A 21143-nucleotide genomic window follows, 5' to 3' on the forward strand; every position below is an offset into this window, starting at 1 on the left:
TAGGAGATCAGTCTATGATATTTCGAACAATAACAAGGAAGTGGCGCGGCGGCAGCTTGAAGGCGCGCGTGAACCTCATGCTTGCGCTGCTGCTGGTCCTCTCATATCTCCCGGTTCTTCCGGGACTCGCCAATCTCACATCGTCAGCCTTTGCGGCGACGAATATGCGGATTGAGCCGAGTGAGCTTAACCCGGAATCCGGGAATAAGGCGGTCATCTCCTTCAGCTTCAATGCTGCGGATAACGGTCAAGACAAACATGAGACGAAGATTAACCTGTGTACTCCGCAAAAAGACGGCTCTTCCCCGATCCTCGGGGATCTGATTACGAGCGGTGTATATGATACGAAGCTGAACGGAGAATACATCGTTCACAAATATGAGTGGGATGGCAAGATCGGAGGTGTGCCGCTGGATGAAGGGCGCTACAACGTCTGCATCTCCCCTGCTGAATATAATGGAATTGGCGTATATTACGGGCAAATTGCCAGCTTTGAAATTCTTGGCGGCGACGAAGTAGCGCCTCCGGCAGCATTGCAGATCAAACCTGCTGCTTCTGGACAATCTGTGGTCTCCGGGACTGCTGAACCAGGAACCCTGCTTGAACTGGAAATCTACTATCCATCCAGTGGAGAGGACAAGCTGTTCTCCAATATTGCTGTTAACAGCGCAGGACAATGGAGCCAGCAGATCGGGATCAAGCTGGGCGAAGCCGCGCATATTACGGCGAGAGCGAAGAAAGCCGGTGAGGTCTCAGGATACTCGGAGCCGCTTGCGGTGCTGCGTGCGCCGATGCCTGCTTTTTCACTCAGTTGGGAAGCTCTGGCGGCCTATTATTATAAGCTGGATACGGTTCAGGCCATGCAGGAGAAGGCGCAGGACATTGCCGTATTGAACCTGTCTGCGACCTCGGCGGGAACGATCAGCGGGCTGACTTCTATTTTGCTGACTGATCCGCAGACGACCCGGGCTATCTCCAGCACGGATCTGACGCAATTTACAGAAGCGGCCATCCGGGACCGACTGCGGATCGTGAACCCATCGGGACAGGAGCCGGTTGATCCGACCCGGGGAGATTTTGTCTACTCGAGTGATTCGATCCGGCTGCAGGCATTGATGCCGCTGCAATTCGGGCTGAGCTATTTGAGCCGTGATCCGTTCACAGGTGTTAGTGGACTCGGATGGCATCACAGTTACGAATGGAAGTTGAACCCGCTGAGCGGCGGGAAGGTGGAGGTTAGGAGTCCGGACGGTTCGCTTTTTGAATATGTGCCTTTGTCCGGAGGAGATTATCTGACACCGCGCGGGACCGACTGGACGCTAAGTGCGCCATCTGCGGGTGTCTACACCCTCACATCACCTCAAGGCGATAAGTACCGGTTCAATGCGGAGGGACTGCTGCAATCGGTCACGGATTTGAACGGGAATGCTATCGCTTTTGCCTATCAGGGAACGAAGCTGGAAACGGTCAGCACAGCCGGGGCTTCACTGAGCTTAAGTTATGATGGAGCAGGGAAGCTGACGGCTGTAACGGATCCGACTAGCCGGCAGATGTCCTTCCATTACAGTCCGGCAAGTGGAGACCTGATCTCCATTACAGATGTGGATGGTGCCATAACCCATCTAACCTATGATGGCAGCCATCACGTACTCAGCGTAACAGATCCCAAAGGGACTGCGGCGATGAGCGTAGCCTATGATGATCATCAGCGTGTGACCAGCTTTACCGACTTTTATGGGAATGCGAGTTCTTCCAGCTATGAAGGGCGAGTGGCTCCAGTGGTCCGGGGAGAAGAGCCTGACGAAGGTGTGACAGGGATTGACCCTGCGAACGGGCATGATATTCCCGACTCGGATGAAGTGATTCTATCCGGGACGATGAACAATCTCGCCCATGCACCGGCATACAAGATTGTTGAAGGGCTGAAGCCGCTCATAGCCGACTATTTGGCGGGCAGTATCGGAACGATTGAGAGCAAGCGGAATGCTTTTATTGCCTCTGCGGTTGCCGCTCCAGGCGGAATTGCTGACATTCAAAGTGCGATTGCGGCCAGCAGTGCTTCACCGGCAGTGGTCAGTTCGGGCCAACTGAATGTGGAAGATAGTGTTACCTTCGGATCGCCCTTTAAGCCTGTAGTCCTGATCGTGGACGGGATGAATACGAATAAGGATATCACCGTGCGGGTATACGGCACATTGATCCTGAAGCAGGGGCTGAATGCTAATACCAAGCTGGCGCTGGATGTGCAGAAGGTTCAAGGCTTGTACGGCAATCTGTGGTCCGGCGGAACCATTCATCTCAACAATGATTCTTCCGTAACTGTGGGAGATACGCTGCAGACAGGCAGTCTCACCTACAACAGTGGCGGGCTGACCATTGATGCGCAGCGGATTCTGATTGCCGGAGATTTGTCGATCAACACCCGTGTAGAGATGAACATTGCCCAGGAAATGGTCGTTGGCGGAATTGTATCCAATAACCAGACGGCGAATTTGACAGTAACCGGTGGGGATCTGTTCGTTCGTGACAACGTAAGTGTCAACAATAATCTGAATGTACAGACCGGCGGCCTGTTCGTTCTTGGCGGAGATATGACTCCGAATCAGACACCTATCGTCCATACGGGAGTAGGGGCAGGCAAGACGATTTTGACCTATTCCCAAAGTGGTGCCGGCGTTGCGGGTTCCAGCCATGCTAGAGCGGTGAGCGCTGCGGGACTGGCTTCTTCCATCTCCACCACTGCGAATAAGACCACATGGACCAATGCGCTGCATCAGGAGACTGCCTATGTGTGGAATAATAACTTCCAGGTTGCTCAGCGACGGGCAGCCAACGGCTCCATTGTAAAATACAGCTATGACAGCAGCGACCGCGTAACCGCAATTACGGACGCCAACGGCAACAAAGGAAAATTGGCCTACGACGAGCGCGGGAATCTGACGCAGAGGACGGATGAGAGCGGATACTCTTCACTTACCCGCTATAATGCGTTGAACAGACCGGTTAAAGAGATTGATGCTCTAGGCAACCGTTCTGCCTATGAATATGATACAGCAGGCAACCTTGTCAAAAGTACGGACGCCCTGGGCAGCACAGTCGCCATTATCAGGGACAGCAAGGGAGTTCCTGTCTCCATAACCGATGCGGAAGGGTATACCACGGCCTATACCAATGATGCCGACGGATTCGCCAAGGAGATCAAAGACCCAAGCGGATACACGACCATCATTGAACGTGATACCCTGCACCGGACCACTCACATCAAGGATGCGGACGGCAAACTGCAGGCCGTCGGTTATGACAAGAAAGACCGTGCAGTTGCTGTCACCAATGCGCTGGACCAGACCAGCAATGTCACCTATGATGCCAATGGCAATCCGGTGGAGCAGACCGATGAAGCTGGCACAAAGACCGTTAGCAATTACGAGGTGTACCGGCTAAACGGCACAGAAGACGCACTTCAGCACAGCACCAGCCAAACTTATGATGCGCTTGGCCGCGTCATAGAAGAAAAGGACGAAGCCGGAGCAGTTACTTCTTACAGTTACGACAATGTAGGCCAACTGAAGGAAGTAACAGATGCTGCAGGCCAGACGAGCACATATACCTATGATGATAACGGAAATAAGCTAACCCAGAAGGATGCTAAGGGCAACATTACCTCTTACACGTACAGCAAGCGCAATGAGCTGCTGAGTGTTACCGATCCTCTTGGAGCCAAGACGCGATACCGCTACGATGCGGCAGGCAATACCATCAAAGAGACGGATGCGCTAGGCAACAGCACCTACTATGACTACAATGCGCTTGGGCAACTGGTGAAGGTAACCGATGCACTTGGTGCGGTAACTGAATACCAGTATGACAAGAACGGCAACCAGGTCGCGGTGATTGATCCCAACCATTCGGTGTGGACGACCAAATACGACAGCCGGGGTCTGGATGCGGGAACCATTAATCCGCTGAATGAAGAAACTACAGTCACCCGCAATGGCCGCGGACTAATGACTGAATTCACAGATGCCGCAGGACAAAAGACTTCTTACGAATACGATGCGCTCGGACGGAATACACGGGTGCGCAATGCGCTTGGGTATGAGACTTCCTACATCTATGATGCCCGGGGTAATGTAGAGAAGATCACGGATGCGAATCATCATGAGACGGCGTTTACGTATGATCCGCTGGGCCGATTGACGGATGTGAAGAATGCGGAGGGCAACACCACTCATTATTCGTACGATGCCTCCGGCAATCTGCTGGACAAGACCAATGCACTGGGAGCAGTGACTTCCTACCAGTACGATGCACTGGGGCGGGTCATTGAATCGGTGAATCCGCTGCAGGAGAAGACCACCCTCGCCTACGATGAGAACGGTAATCTGCAGAAGGTCACTGAACCGGATAATAACACAACCGTATATGCCTATAATAAGGGCAACCAAGTGGAGCAGATTAAGTACGGCACCAATCTCACGGTAAAATATAAATATGACCTCGCGGGCCGCCGCCAGACGATGACGGACAGCACGGGAGACACTAGATATACCTATGACGCGCTGAACCGGCCAACTTCGGTCATTGATCCACGCGGCAACAACGTGCGTTATGAATGGACGGCAACCGGACAACGCAGCCGGATCATCTACCCGGATAACACCGTGGTCAGCTATGATTACGACAAGCTGGACCGGATCAAGCAGGTGACGGATGCACAGCACCAGATCACCAGCTACCAATATGATGCAGGCGGGCGCTTGATAGAGAAGCTGCTACCGAACAGCGGCAAGAGCACCTACAGCTATGACGGCGTAGGACAATTGCTGGAGATGAAGCATACGGCACCAGGCGGCGGGCTGTTGGAACAACTGACCTATGTCTATGACCCGGCGGGCAACAAAACACGCACCGAGCGCCTGGAAGGCGGTAGCGATGAAGATAATCCGAGCGGAGCCCAGCGCCCGGCAGATATCTCAGACTACGCTTACGATGCGCTGAACCAGCTGGTACAAGTGCAGAAGCAGAATGGCTCCACGGTAGTCTATTCCTACGACACAGTCGGTAACCGCCTGGGTAAAGAGGAAACAGAGGCTGGAATCACCACCCTGGAGAGCTATACCTACGATGCGGCGAACAAGCTGACCCATTTCGAAAAAGGCAGCGACTACAAGGACTACACCTATGACCCGCGCGGCAATCTGCAAGAAGTCACCGGAATAGACAGCGAAGCGGTGCTGAGACTGCTCAGAACAAAGACGATGGCGCCGAGAATGACGGTGCAGGGCAGTGTCTATTCGGATGTGAATGCAAGCGGACTAGGGGCAAGCGTGGATGCAAATGCGAATTCGTTGCCTGGCTTGTTAGATCCGTTATCGCTGATTATAGATCCAGCCTCGGCACTGGGTGGAGCGAGTGTCGATCCTGGGACGGGAGTCACCGCAAACGTCTATGGGGCAGATGGAGCAAAGAGTCCTGAAATGCTCTTGAAGGCAGCGAAGGCCTCAGGCCCGCAGGTGCTGGAGAGCAACGAATGGGATGCCTCGAACCGCCTGATCGGGAACACCAATATGTCGGGTGACTTCACACAGTACCAATATGACGGTGACGGCAACCGGGTCAGCATGCGGACCACGATCGGTGACGGGGCAATTCAGGATACGTACCTGCCGGGCAATCCTGCCGGTGACCGTGACGGCTGGGAGCCGCAGTACAAGAAGCAGCAAATGGATCTTTATTTCACCAATGACATCACCATGAGCATTCCGCAGCCTTTGACCACAAGCGGAGCAGACGGACAGAACTGGAAGCAGTCCTATGTGTACGGAGCCGGTGAAGAGCGGATCAGCATGAACTATCTGGCCAGTGGAGACCCGAGCAACGATTGGGAACCAACACCTGGAGCCAGCGGAGCGGGCGCAGCAGGTTCAGCGCCGAAGACGCTCTATTACCTGAGCGATGCACAGGGCAGCGTCATCGGTCTGGAAGGCCAGGACGGCAGCATCTCGGCACGATACCGCTACGATGAATTCGGCGTGACCGAGAAACCAAAGAAATTCGACCTGAACTGGTCCGGCCCGGACAACCTGTTCGGCTACACCAGCCTGGGCTATGATTACTATAGCGGCTACTCCCATGCGCAGGCGCGGGATTTTGACTCGAGTGTGGGGCGGTTTATAAATGAGGATACGTATGAAGGGGAACTGAATGAGCCGCAGACGTTGAATTTGTATACGTATGTAAAGAATAATCCATTGAGGTATATTGATCCGAGTGGGCATAGATTTGAAGCAGAGGATAAAACTAAAAGTTTTGTTCCACCTGCATTCAATCAAAAACTTATAACAAAGAATAAAGTTTATCTTACAAAAGTACAACTTGAAGAAATTGGCTATAATGAGTCTACGCTTACAGTTACATTTATGAATGGGCTGAATTACACATTAGATAAATATATCATCGATGGTAGTACTGACCATTCTAAAAATAAAGAAAGGATTGCTAAATTCATTGCTCAGATAAGTGTGGAATCAGAATTTGGCAAACGAACTATAGAAAATGATTATGGGGATCATACATATTTCTATAGGACTTATAAAAATGAAGAACGTTTTGGAGATATTATTGATAAATCAAACGGGCTGAGGCGTTATAATGGAGCCGGATATATCATGCTGACAGGTCGTAGCAATTATGAAGGGCTTGCTAAAGAAATGAACGATCCCGATATTGTAAAAAAAGGTATATATTATGTAAGTGAAAATTATTCATGGCAGGCAACTGGCTGGTGGTGGAAACAAAATGGAATGAATAAATATATTGATAATGGCGCAACTGTAGAACAAGTTAGTACAAGAGTAAATGGCGGAACTAATGGGTTAAAAGATCGAATTAAAGTCTATAAAAAAGTAAAAACTTATTTGAACTAGTTTTAGATAACGATCACTAAAGTGATGATTTAATTCTGACAGAGGGGCGACCTATCCAAGTTCGCCTTCTGTCAGGAAATCATTAAGTTTACAGTTAGATCTGTAGTGAATAAAGGAGTTAATTATCTGAAAGGGAGTAAGTGAATACATGAAAAAAAAGGTTTTTATTGCTATTTTTATAGTAGTGCTTACTTTGTGTATGAGTGCTTGTAACGAAAGTGATAATAGAGTGCAAACAAATGATAATAAAGAAACTAAAGCACCTAAAGTAGAAAATACCAACGATCCTAATAATCAACAAAAACTGAGTATTTCAAATTATATAGATTATAAAATAACTGAGTTTACTGACTCGAAAAGTACTGATAAATTAAACTACAAGATAAAATATCCACAGTTATTTGGAATGAGTGATGTTGATAAGCAGAACGAGCTTAATAATACTTTGAAGGATGAAGCTTTAAAAGTACTGAAGTATTATGAGGAACCAAGCGGCTTCGTAGATATTAATATTGATTACAAAATTGTCTTAGAGACTAGAAATATTTTAAGCATTCAATATTCGGGAGTTGGTGATGTTAGTAATGCAGCACATCCAAATAACTTATTTTACACTACAAATATTAACATCAAGTCAGGAGAGAGACTGAGATTAAAAGACATCGTGAATATTGATGAAGATTTAGCTAGCAAATTTTTAAATGATGGATTTAAGGCATTATGGCCAGCACAGGGAGAGGCACTTAAACATTTCACTAACGAAGAAATTAAGCAGAATTTTACAGATGCAGATTCTTTAGATTACATCGGTACAGAGAAGCAAGCAGATGTGTTTAGTTACTTCACAAATGACTCGCTGGGAATCTCAATCAGTGTTAGTCATGCTATTGGGGACCATGCAGAATTTGAAATTAAGTATCAAGATATTAAAGATAATGCAAAGACGGAAAACGAAATATGGAACGACTTGTTAAACCCTGCTTTTGAGAACAACTATAAAAAATAGCACAGATTCATCTTTAAGAGTCAAGGATCATATTATGGAAAGAAATAAGAGTCTATGAATAATTTTATTGAGGTTTTTCTTCGCTGGACTACTCTTTATCACTTCTAAGGGGCCAATTACAGAAACAACAATATTAGACTTACCTCCAGGTATGGGGCAAGTAATTACTCCTGAGGGTATTATAATACTTGTAACGAAGGCTATACTTGTTCCATTTTCAACTGGTATAAAAACTGCTTATCCGATTCCATAAGTAACCCACTATGAAAGGGTTGATACAATATTTTTAATATGGAGTTAACATTTGAGAAACCGTTGGAAAGTATACCTGAAACAGAATACTTAATACCTGATTTAGAACTGGATGATTCAGTGGGAATTCTAATGTGCATATGTGAGGCGTTTGAAATTTCACAATCTGTATCGTTCATTGTTGGTGGTTTTGGGCAAGATAATTGGCCTGTTGATTGCAGAACGGATCTATGTACTGTGATTGAACAAGTTCCTGATATATTAGAAAAAACAAGAGCGGACATGTACTCCTTTGAATTAGATTTCTACGAACAGGGAATTGAAAGACGGCTCCTATTCGAAGAGGAGATGAATCTTGTTAAGGTCACTTGCAGTAGTCGAACTGAATGGGTACCTCATCCAAGTTCTGTATTTATGGAAAAGACTACAGTTTCAAAAATATTTGAAGAAATATATTGCGATTTTTTAGATTTTAGTAGTGTGATTTGTGAAGGGCTGTTGAATAATAATTTATTAAACGATTGGAAAGTATGAATTGTCTTGACCTTGAGGTCGTTCTTCCTCAAGGTCTTTCTTTTACTTTAACCAGTGATGAATAAACCCGCGGAAAGTTTCTCAAGATAACAACCCACATCACGCATAAACTGAACAAAGGAAGCGACCTGTATAAGGCATATCATGATAAAATATGGGAGCGATACGACTTTGCATTCTTTATGAAAACCAATCGGTACAATTACTTATTTGGTTTATTGACAGGAACAAGTGCGTACAAGAACAGTGCTGGAAATGCAAGTTGGGCAAGAGAAGAGTTAATCCGTGAGTATTTTGGATGGAAAAAGGCAGAGTATATAGCATTGCTAGCTTTGCATTCTACTGTAAATATCAGTATGCGTGATTATAGCGTAGGCAACTCTGGCAAGAAGAGTGGAAGTTCCTCTAGTGGTTGTAACTGCTTTGTAGCAGGGACTAAGGTTCAAACAGACGAAGGTGAGAAACCTATCGAAGACATCGAAGTCGGAGATAAGGTTCTTTCCAAGAATGAAGAGAATGGAGAAGTAGCTTATAAAGAGGTTACGGAAACGTTAAATCATGAGACGGATGAGATTACAAGATTCATGTGGGCGGTCAGACGATTGAATCGACCTTTAACCATCCGTTTTATGTGAAGGATAAAGGATGGACGTTCGTCAAAGACCTTAAGCCGGGTGACTTGCTTGTTCAGAGTGATGGGAATACACTCAAGATTGAGAGTATTGAATTGGAACATAAGCATGTCACAGTGTACAACTTAACAGTCAATGAATTCCATACGTACTTTGTAAGTGACCTTGGGATATGGGTTCATAATACTGGGCCATGTGATCTGAGTGCAAAGACTCTTGCTACTATGGGGAAAACCAATAAAGGTATAGCTGGGTTAGAAGATGCTTATATATCAAAAAATAAAGTATTAGATACTGTGAAGGAGTTTTTGGGTGAAGGTTATTCTACGGGAGTAACCAAAAATGGGTATACAACATATGTAAGTAAAGATGGAAAGTATGTTGCTAGATATGGTTATAAGAAGGATGGCTCACTGGAACTGAATTTAGAGAACAATCTTGGTGGAAACTTCCACATTGAAGTAAATTAAATATTAGGTGGGATTTAAATGGTAATACCTGTACTTAAGGGCATTGATTTAATTGGGAGCACAGATGACTTAAACGAGTCTAAAATAAGGGGAACTGCATATATAGCAGAAGAAAATGATATAGGGACTGATTGTTTTCACTTCCAAGTAATTTCTCTTGAATATTTAACGAAATTAATAAGTGAAAATGATGTTTTTGACGGTAGGGCAACGTTTATTGTTGAAAAATTTGATGAAACTTTGTTGGAAATAGAAATAAAAAAAATATTACAGGATTGCATTCGTCCTACTTGGGATGAGGCAGCAAAGGCTGTTAATCGTCATTTAAAATGGGAGTATGACAATATTAAATATATGACGAGCAAAGAGGTATTGACTAAGCTAGACGAAGAAAACTAATTACGGGCCTTGAGGAGATAATCCTCAAGGTTTTCTTTTTAACCCACCCAGTGCCGAATGAATTGGGCGCAGCATGAGCTATCTTGCCAGCGGAGACCCGAGCAACGATTGGGAGCCAACGCCTGGAGCCAGCGGAGCAAGTGCGTCAGGTTCAGCACCGAAGACACTCTATTACCTGAGCGATGCACTAGGAAGCGTCATCGGGCTGGAAGGCCAAGACGGCAGCATCTCGGCACGGTACCGCTACGACGAATTCGGCGTGACCGAGAAACCGAAGAAATTCGACCTCAACTGGTCCGGCCCGGACAACCTGTTCGGCTACACCAGCCTGGGCTATGATTACTATAGTGGCTACTCCCATGCGCAGGCGCGGGATTTTGACTCGAGTGTGGGGCGGTTTATAAATGAGGATACGTATGAGGGGGAACTGACAAATCCGCTGACGTTGAATTTGTATACGTATGTGCAGAATAATCCGTTGAGGTTTACGGATCCGAGTGGGAATATGGCGACTTCGGGACTTGGAGGATTATACTCGGAGGATATCACTAAATGTACGTTGGCGTACGTAGCAAAATACTATCCCGAACGTTGGAAATTTGATAAAACAGCGAAAGGTTTTTTCTTGGCGCAGCAATACTATCTCGTCTGGTATTATGGTACAAAGGCGAACGAGCGACTGGGTGAAGGAGCCTTAGTAAATAACTCCTATCTAGTATACAAATTGAACTCGCTACAAAAGAAAGGCCGAGATCTGTCTAGTTTGACCGTTGCTGAGATGGATCAACTGTCATTCAAGAATGCGGGGATTTGGTTTAAAGTGAATTCTGCTGCTCTTGGTATATATAGTGTTTCAAGTTCGATTACACCTTCAGCTAAGGGTGCGGGAAATGTTAGGACTTTTACTTCAACCGACAAATATGTAGGTGAAACTGCTAATGCAATTGAAGCAAGATATCCTGGTAAAGTCGTTGATGTAAATAAGAAAGTTTATAGAGCAGATGGAACACCATTGACAGATTATGATATTGAACTTGATAACGCGATAATTCAAGTTAAACAAGGTGGCGGAAAAGGTGCGACGCGGCAAGCAATAAATACTGCCTCAAGTACGAATAAAGAAGTTATTGTTTATTTACCCGATCAGAGTCCGAATTCCGCTGTTGTAAAAGGGCTTCAAAAAGAAGGATTCCAAGTGTTTACTAATGAAGCGGACTTAATTAATCATGTTGGTAGATAACAAAGAAAGGAGGATGCGACGTGCAATGGATAATTCTAATTGGCAATGAAGGCCTTAATCTTAACCTAATTCGTAATCTACAACATTATGGTGAGAATAAATCCACCAGTCTTACTGAGAATAGAATTGTTGTAGATTACGGTCACGATCACGTTTTTTATGAAAGTGCGGAAGATATCATGAATGATTATGAGGAAGATGATATGAAACGAATTCCTTTTCCAAATCCTCAATTTATTATGATGACGTATACGAATGAAAATTTGATGAAACAAATATTGTCTCAAGAAAACTTTCCGCGTGGTATCTATATTGATGATGACAATGGAAATATAATGCCAATAGAAGATTTTATTATGTCATCCTGAGTAACGCTATGCCGATACATCAAACAGGTCGATTATGGTCAGATACCACCGTAATTGACCTGTTTTTTGTTATCTTGGTTTTCTTATGTTTTTTTCAAAACATGGGATCATGAGTGATGAATTAACAATGGTTCAGGTATTTAAAGATGCTAAACATAAAGTAAACTGGGATTCAATTGGCGATACTCTTATTTATTTCAAATAAGAAAATGAATATATTCTTTATAGCGGTAATGTATATTTCACTTTGGAGAAAAGCAGATAACCCAAATATCTTCCACAGGTGACTAACGGGGGCTGTGGTTCTTTTTTGTCTTAACAATGCTGAGGCGGTCCAATTTGTGTAGTCTGAAAACAACTCATAAGCTGCCCACTTGAAATAACGAGGAATGGGAGATGGTGATGAATTTGGTAAACATCGGGGCGGACCACATATGAAATTGGAGATATTAGTTCCAAACCCTAGTAAACCAGGTAAGATGAGGGTGAACCAAAATCTGCATTTAGGAGGTACTTATGAATATATCAGCTTTAAGCTCAAACAAATTACTATTCACCGGTTCAAATGAAGAAACAATCAACTTCTTGGCATTTTCTAATAATGATTTATTTATCTCAAAGTCACTAATCAGGGAATACGATTTCAATGGGAATGCCATAGATAGAACTGAAGACAAAATACGAATAAAGTCTATTTGGATGCTCAATAGCAAAAGCAATCTGAACCATAATATTATTCAATATGGAAACTTTGATATTAACGATGCATATGTAACGGAAAACTATTTTTATTTTGTCAAAATTGTTGATGAAGATAATGATGGATTATTACTTGATAATGACTATGGTAGTGGAGAGATGTGGAGGATTAATAAAGAAACATTCGGACAAGAGTTTTGTTTCAAAATAAAGCCCTATAATTTTCATCGTTTTTTATCAGCTAATGATTCTTTCGTTGTTTTTGTTTCAGAGGATCGAATTCCTGATGTTACAGAAATTATATTTTATAACATAATAACCAAAAAATTCTCAGTACTAAATAATATTTATGAGAACGATTGGTATGACTTCAGAGTAGTGAATAGTCACAATGGAGAGCCAGAGTATTTTATCTATAAGAAAGAAGTAGATGAACAATCTGAGAACGAGGTAACCAAGGTTGAAATGATTTATTGGTCAGATTTGATAACTCAATTGGAATGGAAATAAACTCAAGTGGTTTTTACAACAATAAAGATAACGTTTCAACGACTAATTGAACAATGAGGTGACTAAATGGCGACCAAGGAACTATTACTGCAAGTCCTTACTGACAAGTCCGCAAGCGAGGCTGAACGTGATGATGCTGCCATGGATCTTGGTAAATTCGACGGTGAAGATGTCATAAGGATTTTAGTACAAGTGGCATCTGATCCGTCTACCGAAGAAATGGTCTGTTCTTCTTGCGGTGAATCACTGGCTGATATTTTTATGCGACGTGGAATTATTGACAACGATTTACTAAAGAAGTTGCGTCCTGAAGCCTTTTCTGAGGCTATAGGGTTAATCAAGTTCAAACATCCGGATTGGAACTTGAGCCTTTAATCGATAACTCTATATTCTTGATAGACAATGGAAGTGTGGAAGCATGGACGACAAGAACAAACTGTCTAGATAAACACATACCAAGCCACAGGCGACTTATGATCGCTTGTGGGTTTTTTTACCTCAAAAACTTAAGCAAGAATAAAAAGCTGGCCACTCAAGGAACAGGGGAACCGATTGACCTTGGAAGTGTGGCAAATGCGTACTGGAAACAAACTCATTTCTTTATAGATTCATTAGGCGAACTGGAGCTGATGAATAAAAGAGAGTGCCTTATAATATACATATGCATTTGTGTGATGATGAAGAATTTCGATGGTGAATTTTTTGAATATGGATATTCATATAATAGCGATCTCCTTTGGCTTGAACGACTTTACCCATACAATTTAGTGGAGGGAGAGCAATGGAATGAGAGGAAAAATGAATGCACTACTTATGATACTGCTAATTGCCCTCTTAATTACTTCATGCAGTCTAAAAAATGTAGACACTAATTCAGTCGTAACGCAAGAATCAGAGCAGGTTCAAGCTGTTCGGAAAGCGCCTGTAATAAATAGCTTGAATAAGCAAGATGAGTCCCAAGCTATTAAGAGTCCATCTTATTCAATAGTTAACGAAAGCTACACTGATAATGACATATCTATAAGGTATCCCCACATCACCGGAATAGATGATTATATAAAAGAAGTGAAAATAAATAAATTATTAAAATTTGAAGCACTCGTCCCTTTAGATGACTATCTTAACAGTACTGAAGATTATGATGATCTATCCATGGATATTGATTATGAAGTTTCATTGAAGAGTGAAAACTTGCTGAGTGTTCAATATAAAGGGTTTAGTTATTCAGACGAGGCTGCTTACCCGTTGGATTTGTTTTATACGACAAATGTAGATGTTAAGTATGGTAAAAAGTTAGGGCTATCGAATGTTATTAAGCTCGATACAAGATTTGTTCATAAACTTAGGGAACATTTAGCAGAAAATATACAAGACGATGTAGTGAAGAGTTATTTTCTAGAAAGGACTAGTTCAGAAGAATTACTCAACTATCTTAATGGTGCTGATTCATCATTTGAGATTAGCAATTTTGCTTTCAGTTATTTTACAAAGGATTCTCTCGGTATCAGTTTAGCCACCTTTCATGGTGCAGGGGATCATAAAGAATTTGAATTGAAGTACCAGGATATAAAAGAATTCTTAAATACTGAAAATGAGGTTTGGAAGGAGTTTAAAGGTTACCGAGAATGAGGAAGGTGTCTTACATAAGTTGCTCAGTTGCTCATTTCGAGTTTGAAAGCTTTTTTGGATCAGGGAGTTACAGTCCGAAAAGTATTAAATGATCCACACCTTCAGATAAGTGATAATTAAATTGCACATCTATTTGTTGATGTACCAATGTTCCTGTAATTCCATAAAGAAAGAAGGAGAGTGTATGAAGGCGTTTAATACCAATGAAGGAAGAGGAGGGTTCAATGTTGGTTATTACTCGACTAATAGTGTGCAAGCCACCAATGCTAGTTGGATAAGACAATCTAGATTTATTGGCCCATCCAAGCCTTCTGTAAAAACTGTATTTGAAGCCCCAATAGGAGTGAAACAAAATCATTTTGTGATAAACAATAAAAGAGACTTGTTATTTGGAGGAGATGGGGAATTCTATAGTATAAATATAGGAGGTGAAATCAATTGGCATTATAAAGATTCGCGAAATTTTATGGATAGATTCTTTTTTACAAGTCCAATCCTATTGAAAAATGGCTATATTTTAGTTGGGACATCTGGGGGATGGGATTCAAAGGGACATAAAGTAATAGCCTTTGATCAGGTTGGCCATATGGTGTGGGATTTTATATGTGATGATGGTGTTTCATCAACTTGTGTTACTGATAGTGAAGGAAATATCTATTTTACTACCTACGGTTCAAAGTTATATTCTGTCGATTTAGATGGAAACCTCAGATGGATATTTCGTTACGAGGCAGAATTTTCAACAACACCCGTTATATCTGACGATTGGAAAATATATATTTCGTCTAATGATGAATTCATGATGATTTTAGACCAATCTGGGAATTTATTAGAAAAATTCAAGATCGGAACATGTGGGCCAAGTTCCTTCCCGATATTCGATGAAAAAGGTAATTTATATTTTAAAACAAATATGATTGATGATATTCAATTAGTATCATTAAACCGTGAAGGGACAATTAACTGGCTTTTTAGTCCTAAAAGAGGAGATATAATTACATCTCCTGCTATGAATGATGCGGGACTTTTATTTGTAGGGGCCACCTTTTTTCAACTTGTTTGTGTTAACAGCACAGGCATAGAGGTTTGGACGACAGCGGTAGAAGGATTTATGAGTCAACCTCCAATAGTAGATATAAATAGTAATGTGTATACAGTAAGTTATAAAGAAACTAGAGGTAGATGGTATTCTTATCTTCAATCATTTAGTAATGAAGGAAAAGAAAATTGGAAATTAAAATTGGAAGGCGTTATAACACTCCCTGTTCTTAGCTCAGATGGCGAAATTATTGTATTGCTAAATAATACAAGTGGTTGGATAGAAAAAACACAAGTTATTACAGTTACACAAAAATAATAAATGTTAATGTTGCGGAACAAGGCAATGAACATGTTGCTCTTTTCCGCCTTTTTGATTTTCCAGTTTGCTGAAACATAGGCATGGGAACCTGCAACATGGTACAAAGAAAAGATAGAAGTTTAAGATGGAGGTTACTTGGTGAGAACAAAATAGACGGTACAACTTTTCAAGGAGAGGTTCAAAAAGAAAAAGAAGAAATATATTTTGAAAGATTTGCTGTAAAAAATATAGAAAAGCACACTGATATATTTATAGAATATCCTCAAATAAAAAATATGAAGTCGCTAGAAATAGAGATGAAAATTAATAAATTGCTTAAGGAAAAAGCAATATCAGACTATGGAGATGAGGGTGTTGATGGTTTAAATTTGCCAATGAAGACTAAAGTAGAATATTATAACTCAAATATTATTTCGGTTAAATATACAGGTTATGGATATTACTATGGTGCGATAAATGGTAATGATACATTGTATGCTACAAATATAAATTTAAAAACGGGTGAAATCATTGATATCCGTAATTTGTTTACTGATCATTTTCAAGAAAAATTAAATCGAAATGTATTTAAATTTAAGGGTTCTGAGAAAGTGGATGTAGGAGAATCTATTGATCCTAATTCACAAGAATATGGATATATTAACGCAGACGATAGTATAATTTCGGAAATGTTTAAAAATTACAATAGCAATAAGGATGTCGATAAGTATTATTTTAGCGAGAAATCTTTTAATATAATTGCGGGAACTCCAAGTGGACCAACAGCATATTTAGAATTGGCAGCTAGTTATGATGATTTGAAGGATTGCATGAATAATGATAATGGTTTTTGGGATTCGTTCCGTGATTGGAGTGTGAGGTATGCAGCTAGTCATAAACTTTGACCGTCAATTAGATGAAGAGACCTATTATTTAGTGGAGGGTCTTGCAAGAACAAGAAGAATGAAAAGAGATGTTACGATACTCTCTACAATGGTTCCAGGTAAGGATGTGGGGATTGATGGAGAATTTTATTATAATCCACTGGATTTTACGGATTCTGGACAGAGCATAGATCCCTCCATTGTTGATTATAATACTCCGCCAAGCTGCCAACCGGATCTCTGGTTGCATTGGAAACCGACCAAAGATCGTAAGCAAATGATATGGACCTACAGCGAACAAACGGTAAATATTTTGGAATGGTTAGTTTATTTGATTCAAAAAGTCTTTGGACCAAGAGGTTATTTCTTGAGTGGAGATGTGCAAGTCCCGGGCTCGCTAAGAATAAGGATAGAGAACAGTGAGCTTTTAGTGAATGAAAAGGCTATTAATGCTATGGATATTTTGATGAATATTATGATGTCAAATATGAGAGTGGATTTGAATACATCCATTGTACCCGGTCGAATACTCAAGATGGAAATGTCTCCTGATCAGAAATGGGCCATAGAGGTCGAAGACACCAGTTCGGAAATTATAACTGCATTATCTTCGGTTGAGAATGAGATCACCTTGGTACAGTTGTATAGTGATGTATTATTCGGTTATTCTGGCCGTCTCGAACTGGATACTAAAGCTATCGAAATTCTTTGGAGTGAGGATGCAATGAGATCCGGAGTTTTCTTCGACGGTATTCTAGTGACAGTCTACGATTTGGCAAACCAAAGAATGATAAAGTCCACGATGATTGGTGGTAAGCTGATCCCAGTTCCTGCTAATTATTTTGAGGAAGGGATTATTGGAAACTCGGGACAAATAATTAGTATATAGTTGAATAGGAATTTTTGTTATGCGGCTACGACGAATTCGGCGTGACCGAGAAACCGAAGAAATTCGACCTCAACTGGTCCGGACCGGACAACCTGTTCGGGTACACGAGCCTTGGCTATGCTTACTACAGCGGATATTCCCATGCACAGGCGCGGGATTTTGAGTCGAGTGTGGGGTGGTTCATAAATGAGGATAAGAAATAATCCAGGGATAATTGATTGGAGGGTTAATAGTGGAACTAGACGTTTTTCTGAAAGCTTACAAAGAAGAGAATTGGAAAAATTACCTGAAATTTTGTAGGGAAGCGAACGTCGATTATAAAACTAAATTGGGTGAAATTACATTGCCAGAGGATATTGCAGTAGTAATATGTTATAGACTTGGTGAATACGAAGCTGAAAAATGGCTCCATAAACAGGTTCCAGCAATAGGAAATATACAGCCTAAAGAGTTATTAAGTAACGAACGAGGACAGAATATTTTGAGAGAGGTCCTAATGCGTTTGCCAGATTAATCGGCAGCCCAACAAAATACTAACTACTGTGATGATGGGCTTTGCCGCATGCGAGATACCTTCTCCATATGGTTTTTTTATGAAGGGCTTTTACCATTTACCCATACCAAAACGCCAGCAGTGCCGGATACAGGCACTGCTGGCGTTTTGCGTTCAATGACCGTGCAGTGAGCACAGTCCCTGTTACACAGGGACTTCCCGGCTGCTCCTCTCCATCGGAGAGCTGCACAGCGGGCATGGCTTGGAGGACAGGTGATCCTCAGCGCCGCCTGCCTTCATCCGTGTCCAGCCCGGACAGCTGCTGCCGGTGCAATTCCAGACGGGAACCGTGTGGGTTCTTCCTCCGTGGGATCGCCCGGAGGAGGGGCTTGCAGCTGCCAGCGTTCTGTTTACGGCAGTTGCCCTGGCAGGAGCGGACGGAGCGGCCGATACAGCAGAGCGGAAGGCGGATAGCATAAATCTGGAGACTTCCGCTTTCTTGCCCCGGTGCCGCGCAGGCGAGCTGATGAACAGTTCCTCGCGGGCACGGGTAACGGCGACATATGCCAGTCTCCGTTCCTCTTCGAGCGCGTCGAGTCCCGCTGTATTGCCTACAACAACGGTGCTGCTTGTGCTGCCCGGAGCTGTTTTTGCAGTTTTCCTGTCCTTCAGCCGCTCACCCTCCAGCGCGGAGCTGTGAGGGAGAATCCCTTCGGATGCCCCGATCAGGAAGACTACCGGGAACTCCAGACCTTTTGACTTATGAATCGTCATCAGCGCTACCCGGTTGCCTTGCTCTTTGAGGCCAGGCAGGCGGCTCTGCTCATTGCGTTCGGTCACGTGATCGATGAACTCCAGGAATGCCTGTAGGCTGTCGAACCGTTCCGCCGAGGCTTCCAGCTCATCGAGCATTTCCTTGAGCATTTCCCGGTGCAGCGTGGCTTGATGCCGCTCATTTGCTTCAATGAAGTAGTCATAGAAGGCTGTGCGGATCTGGCGGATTGCCTGCAATGGAGTCAGTTGAACCAGGCCGCGGATCAGCTCCAGCCGTTCCTTCAGCTTCACGCCCTTGAAATCCTCCATTCCCGGCAAGGATAACAGGTGAATCAGCGGTCCCTGCTTGGGCTGAATGGCTTCCATCCGGCGGATGTGGTTCATGCCTTTTTCTCGGTTCATGTACAGGGTCGGCAGAATATTCTCCATCGCAGCGAAGTTTCGCCGGTTCAGGGATAACCGCAGATGATCCAGCACCGGAGAGATCAGCCAATGCTCATAGAGCAGTTGGCCCTCACCATAATCAATGTAGGGAACATCTCGAAGGAGCAGAAGCTCAAGCAGGGCCCGGTTGCTGCTGGAAGCACGGTAGAGCAGGGCGAAATCGCTGTAAGCTCTGGTCCCGCCGGCCACCTCATTCAGGATATGATCCACGATTTGCTCGGCTTCCTCGTCCGCCGTCTGCGGGCGCAGGTACCGGGGTTGTCGCCCGCTGCCCTTGGCCGCTTGCAGCGTTTTGGATCTCCGCCGCCTATTGTGGCGGATAATTCCGTTGCCGAGGCCGACAATCGCGGGGCCGGAGCGGTAATTGATATCAAGTGTTATGACCCTAGCTCCCGGATATAACTTCTCGAATTCAAGGATGAACTCGCTGCGCGCTCCGTTGAAGGAATAGATCGTCTGGTCATCGTCGCCGACCACCATCAGATTGTGCTGCGGGTGGGCGATCATTTTGACAAGCTCATACTGCAGTGCATTCGTATCCTGGAACTCGTCGACCATCACGTATAGGAACCTCATCTGCAGCTCCAGCAAAAGAGCAGGCTTCTCCCGCAACATCCGGTAGGCGATCAGCAGCACATCATCAAAATCGATTTTGAAATTGTCGGTTTTCCACTGCTCGTAGAGCATGAGGACTGCCTTCATTTCCTTCTCGGCGGTTGACGTTTCCGGAAGCTCGCCGGGCTCGCCCAGATTCATCTTGCAGGTGGAGAGCAGAGCGAGCAGGGTTTCCGGAGGATAGGCATCCTTCGGCAGCCCCAGCTCGCGCATGATCTGCTTCAGCAGAATATGCTGGCGACGTGTCTCACTGAAGATTTCCTGCTGAAGACCCTGACGGCGCAGGAAATAGAGGAAAAAGGAATGGAACGTGCGGGCCTGCAGGCGTGCGGCGTCGCTCTCGCTGACACCCGGCAATAGGGCGATCCGGTCACGCATTTCCGCTGCTGCTTTATTGGAGAAGGTTAGCAGCAGCAGCTGGCTTGGAGAGATTCCCCGGACGGACAGCAAATACCCGGTTCTGCAGATCAGCACCGAGGTTTTGCCGGAGCCTGCCCCGGCTAGCGTAAGCAGCGGGCCCTGGTAATGCCGCACCGCAGCGATCTGCGGGGAGTTGAGCAGAATTCCGCCCTCCTCCAGTCTGCGGAAGTAAGCACCATCGGGGTCTCCGGGTTTTACGATGTCGCGGCTTGTCCGGGCAGAGGCGATGTTCGCCTGGGGAATTCGTTCACCGGTGGCCCCCAGCGGTATATTGTGAAATAAAAGCTTGTTCATTGGATTCACCTTCGTTAATAGCATTGCGGGTTAAATTAAATTTTAGCCGATCTATACTATACCACCAGATTTGCAATGTTGTCCCAGTAATCGTTGAATTGGAACGGTTCTGCGCAAAATAAAATCTGCTACGGGTGTCACTTCTTGGGGGCTATGAATATTCTGGCTAGTATACGTACGCTCCAAATTCATTACTGCAAAGGTGTGATTGTGATGAAGTCTATCGCCCGGATAAGAAAGCAGGCAATAAAAAGGAGACGCCCCATCCTCCTTGCAGGTTCCTCTAGAACATTCCTCTACCATAGCCCAAAGTACGGCTTCAGCAT

The 21143-nt window shown here is 44.0% G+C and carries 17 protein-coding genes; 16 read left to right on the forward strand and 1 reads right to left on the reverse strand.

The window, feature by feature from the left end:
* The first annotated feature begins 14 nt into the window (after nt 1-14).
* The 16 genes from ACAN54_RS17575 to ACAN54_RS17650 all read left to right on the forward strand — a co-directional run bounded on the left by ACAN54_RS17575 (nt 15) and on the right by ACAN54_RS17650 (nt 18291).
* Nucleotides 15-6926, forward strand: a complete 6912-nt coding sequence (locus tag ACAN54_RS17575) for an RHS repeat-associated core domain-containing protein (protein ID WP_379157921.1) — start codon at nt 15-17, stop codon at nt 6924-6926.
* 148 nt (nt 6927-7074) lie between these two features.
* A complete protein-coding gene (locus tag ACAN54_RS17580; protein WP_379157924.1) occupies nt 7075-7932 on the forward strand; it encodes a polysaccharide deacetylase family protein in 858 nt (285 codons plus the stop codon).
* A gap of 291 nt (nt 7933-8223) precedes the next feature.
* The gene (locus ACAN54_RS17585; RefSeq protein WP_379157927.1) at nt 8224-8718 is read left to right on the forward strand and encodes a hypothetical protein; all 495 of its coding nucleotides are present in this window, start codon (nt 8224-8226) and stop codon (nt 8716-8718) included.
* Nucleotides 8719-8900: 182 nt separating this feature from the next.
* A complete protein-coding gene (locus ACAN54_RS17590) occupies nt 8901-9353 on the forward strand; it encodes a polymorphic toxin-type HINT domain-containing protein (RefSeq protein WP_379157930.1) in 453 nt (150 codons plus the stop codon).
* Nucleotides 9350-9820, forward strand: a complete 471-nt coding sequence (locus ACAN54_RS17595) for a polymorphic toxin-type HINT domain-containing protein (RefSeq protein WP_379157933.1) — start codon at nt 9350-9352, stop codon at nt 9818-9820. Before ACAN54_RS17590 ends, ACAN54_RS17595 begins: the two co-directional genes overlap by 4 nt.
* An 18-nt stretch (nt 9821-9838) precedes the next feature.
* Nucleotides 9839-10219, forward strand: coding sequence for an Imm8 family immunity protein (locus ACAN54_RS17600; protein WP_379157936.1), 381 nt, complete (start codon nt 9839-9841; stop codon nt 10217-10219).
* Between the two features lie 73 nt (nt 10220-10292).
* Complete coding sequence (locus tag ACAN54_RS17605; RefSeq protein WP_379157939.1) at nt 10293-11459, forward strand: RHS repeat domain-containing protein; 1167 nt, start codon at nt 10293-10295, stop codon at nt 11457-11459.
* A 20-nt stretch (nt 11460-11479) separates the two neighbouring features.
* Nucleotides 11480-11827, forward strand: coding sequence for a hypothetical protein (locus ACAN54_RS17610; protein WP_379157942.1), 348 nt, complete (start codon nt 11480-11482; stop codon nt 11825-11827).
* A 516-nt stretch (nt 11828-12343) separates the two neighbouring features.
* Nucleotides 12344-13036, forward strand: coding sequence for a hypothetical protein (locus tag ACAN54_RS17615; protein WP_379157944.1), 693 nt, complete (start codon nt 12344-12346; stop codon nt 13034-13036).
* 66 nt (nt 13037-13102) lie between these two features.
* Complete coding sequence (locus ACAN54_RS17620) at nt 13103-13411, forward strand: hypothetical protein (RefSeq protein ID WP_379157948.1); 309 nt, start codon at nt 13103-13105, stop codon at nt 13409-13411.
* A gap of 411 nt (nt 13412-13822) precedes the next feature.
* Entirely contained in the window at nt 13823-14665 is an 843-nt protein-coding gene (locus ACAN54_RS17625; RefSeq protein WP_379157951.1) for a hypothetical protein, read from the forward strand.
* Nucleotides 14666-14849: 184 nt separating this feature from the next.
* The gene (locus tag ACAN54_RS17630; RefSeq protein ID WP_379157954.1) at nt 14850-16022 is read left to right on the forward strand and encodes an outer membrane protein assembly factor BamB family protein; all 1173 of its coding nucleotides are present in this window, start codon (nt 14850-14852) and stop codon (nt 16020-16022) included.
* A 98-nt stretch (nt 16023-16120) separates the two neighbouring features.
* On the forward strand, nt 16121-16909 hold the full coding sequence (locus ACAN54_RS17635; protein ID WP_379157957.1) for a hypothetical protein: 789 nt from the start codon (nt 16121-16123) through the stop codon (nt 16907-16909).
* Nucleotides 16887-17777, forward strand: a complete 891-nt coding sequence (locus ACAN54_RS17640) for a hypothetical protein (protein WP_379157960.1) — start codon at nt 16887-16889, stop codon at nt 17775-17777. The genes ACAN54_RS17635 and ACAN54_RS17640 overlap by 23 nt, the downstream gene beginning before the upstream one ends.
* A 41-nt stretch (nt 17778-17818) precedes the next feature.
* A complete protein-coding gene (locus tag ACAN54_RS17645) occupies nt 17819-17980 on the forward strand; it encodes a hypothetical protein (protein ID WP_379157963.1) in 162 nt (53 codons plus the stop codon).
* A gap of 29 nt (nt 17981-18009) precedes the next feature.
* Nucleotides 18010-18291 carry an MbcA/ParS/Xre antitoxin family protein gene (locus tag ACAN54_RS17650; protein ID WP_379157966.1) on the forward strand — a complete coding sequence of 94 codons (282 nt, stop codon included), beginning with the start codon at nt 18010-18012 and terminating at the stop codon, nt 18289-18291.
* 183 nt (nt 18292-18474) lie between these two features.
* Here ACAN54_RS17650 and ACAN54_RS17655 read toward each other — a convergent pair whose 3' ends face one another.
* Complete coding sequence (locus ACAN54_RS17655; protein ID WP_379157969.1) at nt 18475-20817, reverse strand: UvrD-helicase domain-containing protein; 2343 nt, start codon at nt 20815-20817, stop codon at nt 18475-18477.
* Nucleotides 20818-21143 lie beyond the last annotated feature (326 nt).

The sequence above is a fragment of the Paenibacillus diazotrophicus genome, from assembly GCF_042610465.1.

Bases quoted from the DNA above. Each gene is read 5' to 3' on its own strand.
- ACAN54_RS17575 (WP_379157921.1), top strand. From the start codon at position 15: ATGATATTTCGAACAATAACAAGGAAGTGGCGCGGCGGCAGCTTGAAG.
- ACAN54_RS17580 (WP_379157924.1), top strand. From the start codon at position 7,075: ATGAAAAAAAAGGTTTTTATTGCTATTTTTATAGTAGTGCTTACTTTG.
- ACAN54_RS17585 (WP_379157927.1), top strand. From the start codon at position 8,224: ATGGAGTTAACATTTGAGAAACCGTTGGAAAGTATACCTGAAACAGAA.
- ACAN54_RS17590 (WP_379157930.1), top strand. From the start codon at position 8,901: ATGAAAACCAATCGGTACAATTACTTATTTGGTTTATTGACAGGAACA.
- ACAN54_RS17600 (WP_379157936.1), top strand. From the start codon at position 9,839: ATGGTAATACCTGTACTTAAGGGCATTGATTTAATTGGGAGCACAGAT.
- ACAN54_RS17605 (WP_379157939.1), top strand. From the start codon at position 10,293: ATGAGCTATCTTGCCAGCGGAGACCCGAGCAACGATTGGGAGCCAACG.
- ACAN54_RS17615 (WP_379157944.1), top strand. From the start codon at position 12,344: ATGAATATATCAGCTTTAAGCTCAAACAAATTACTATTCACCGGTTCA.
- ACAN54_RS17620 (WP_379157948.1), top strand. From the start codon at position 13,103: ATGGCGACCAAGGAACTATTACTGCAAGTCCTTACTGACAAGTCCGCA.
- ACAN54_RS17625 (WP_379157951.1), top strand. From the start codon at position 13,823: ATGAGAGGAAAAATGAATGCACTACTTATGATACTGCTAATTGCCCTC.
- ACAN54_RS17630 (WP_379157954.1), top strand. From the start codon at position 14,850: ATGAAGGCGTTTAATACCAATGAAGGAAGAGGAGGGTTCAATGTTGGT.
- ACAN54_RS17635 (WP_379157957.1), top strand. From the start codon at position 16,121: ATGGTACAAAGAAAAGATAGAAGTTTAAGATGGAGGTTACTTGGTGAG.
- ACAN54_RS17640 (WP_379157960.1), top strand. From the start codon at position 16,887: ATGCAGCTAGTCATAAACTTTGACCGTCAATTAGATGAAGAGACCTAT.
- ACAN54_RS17655 (WP_379157969.1), bottom strand. From the start codon at position 20,817: ATGAACAAGCTTTTATTTCACAATATACCGCTGGGGGCCACCGGTGAA.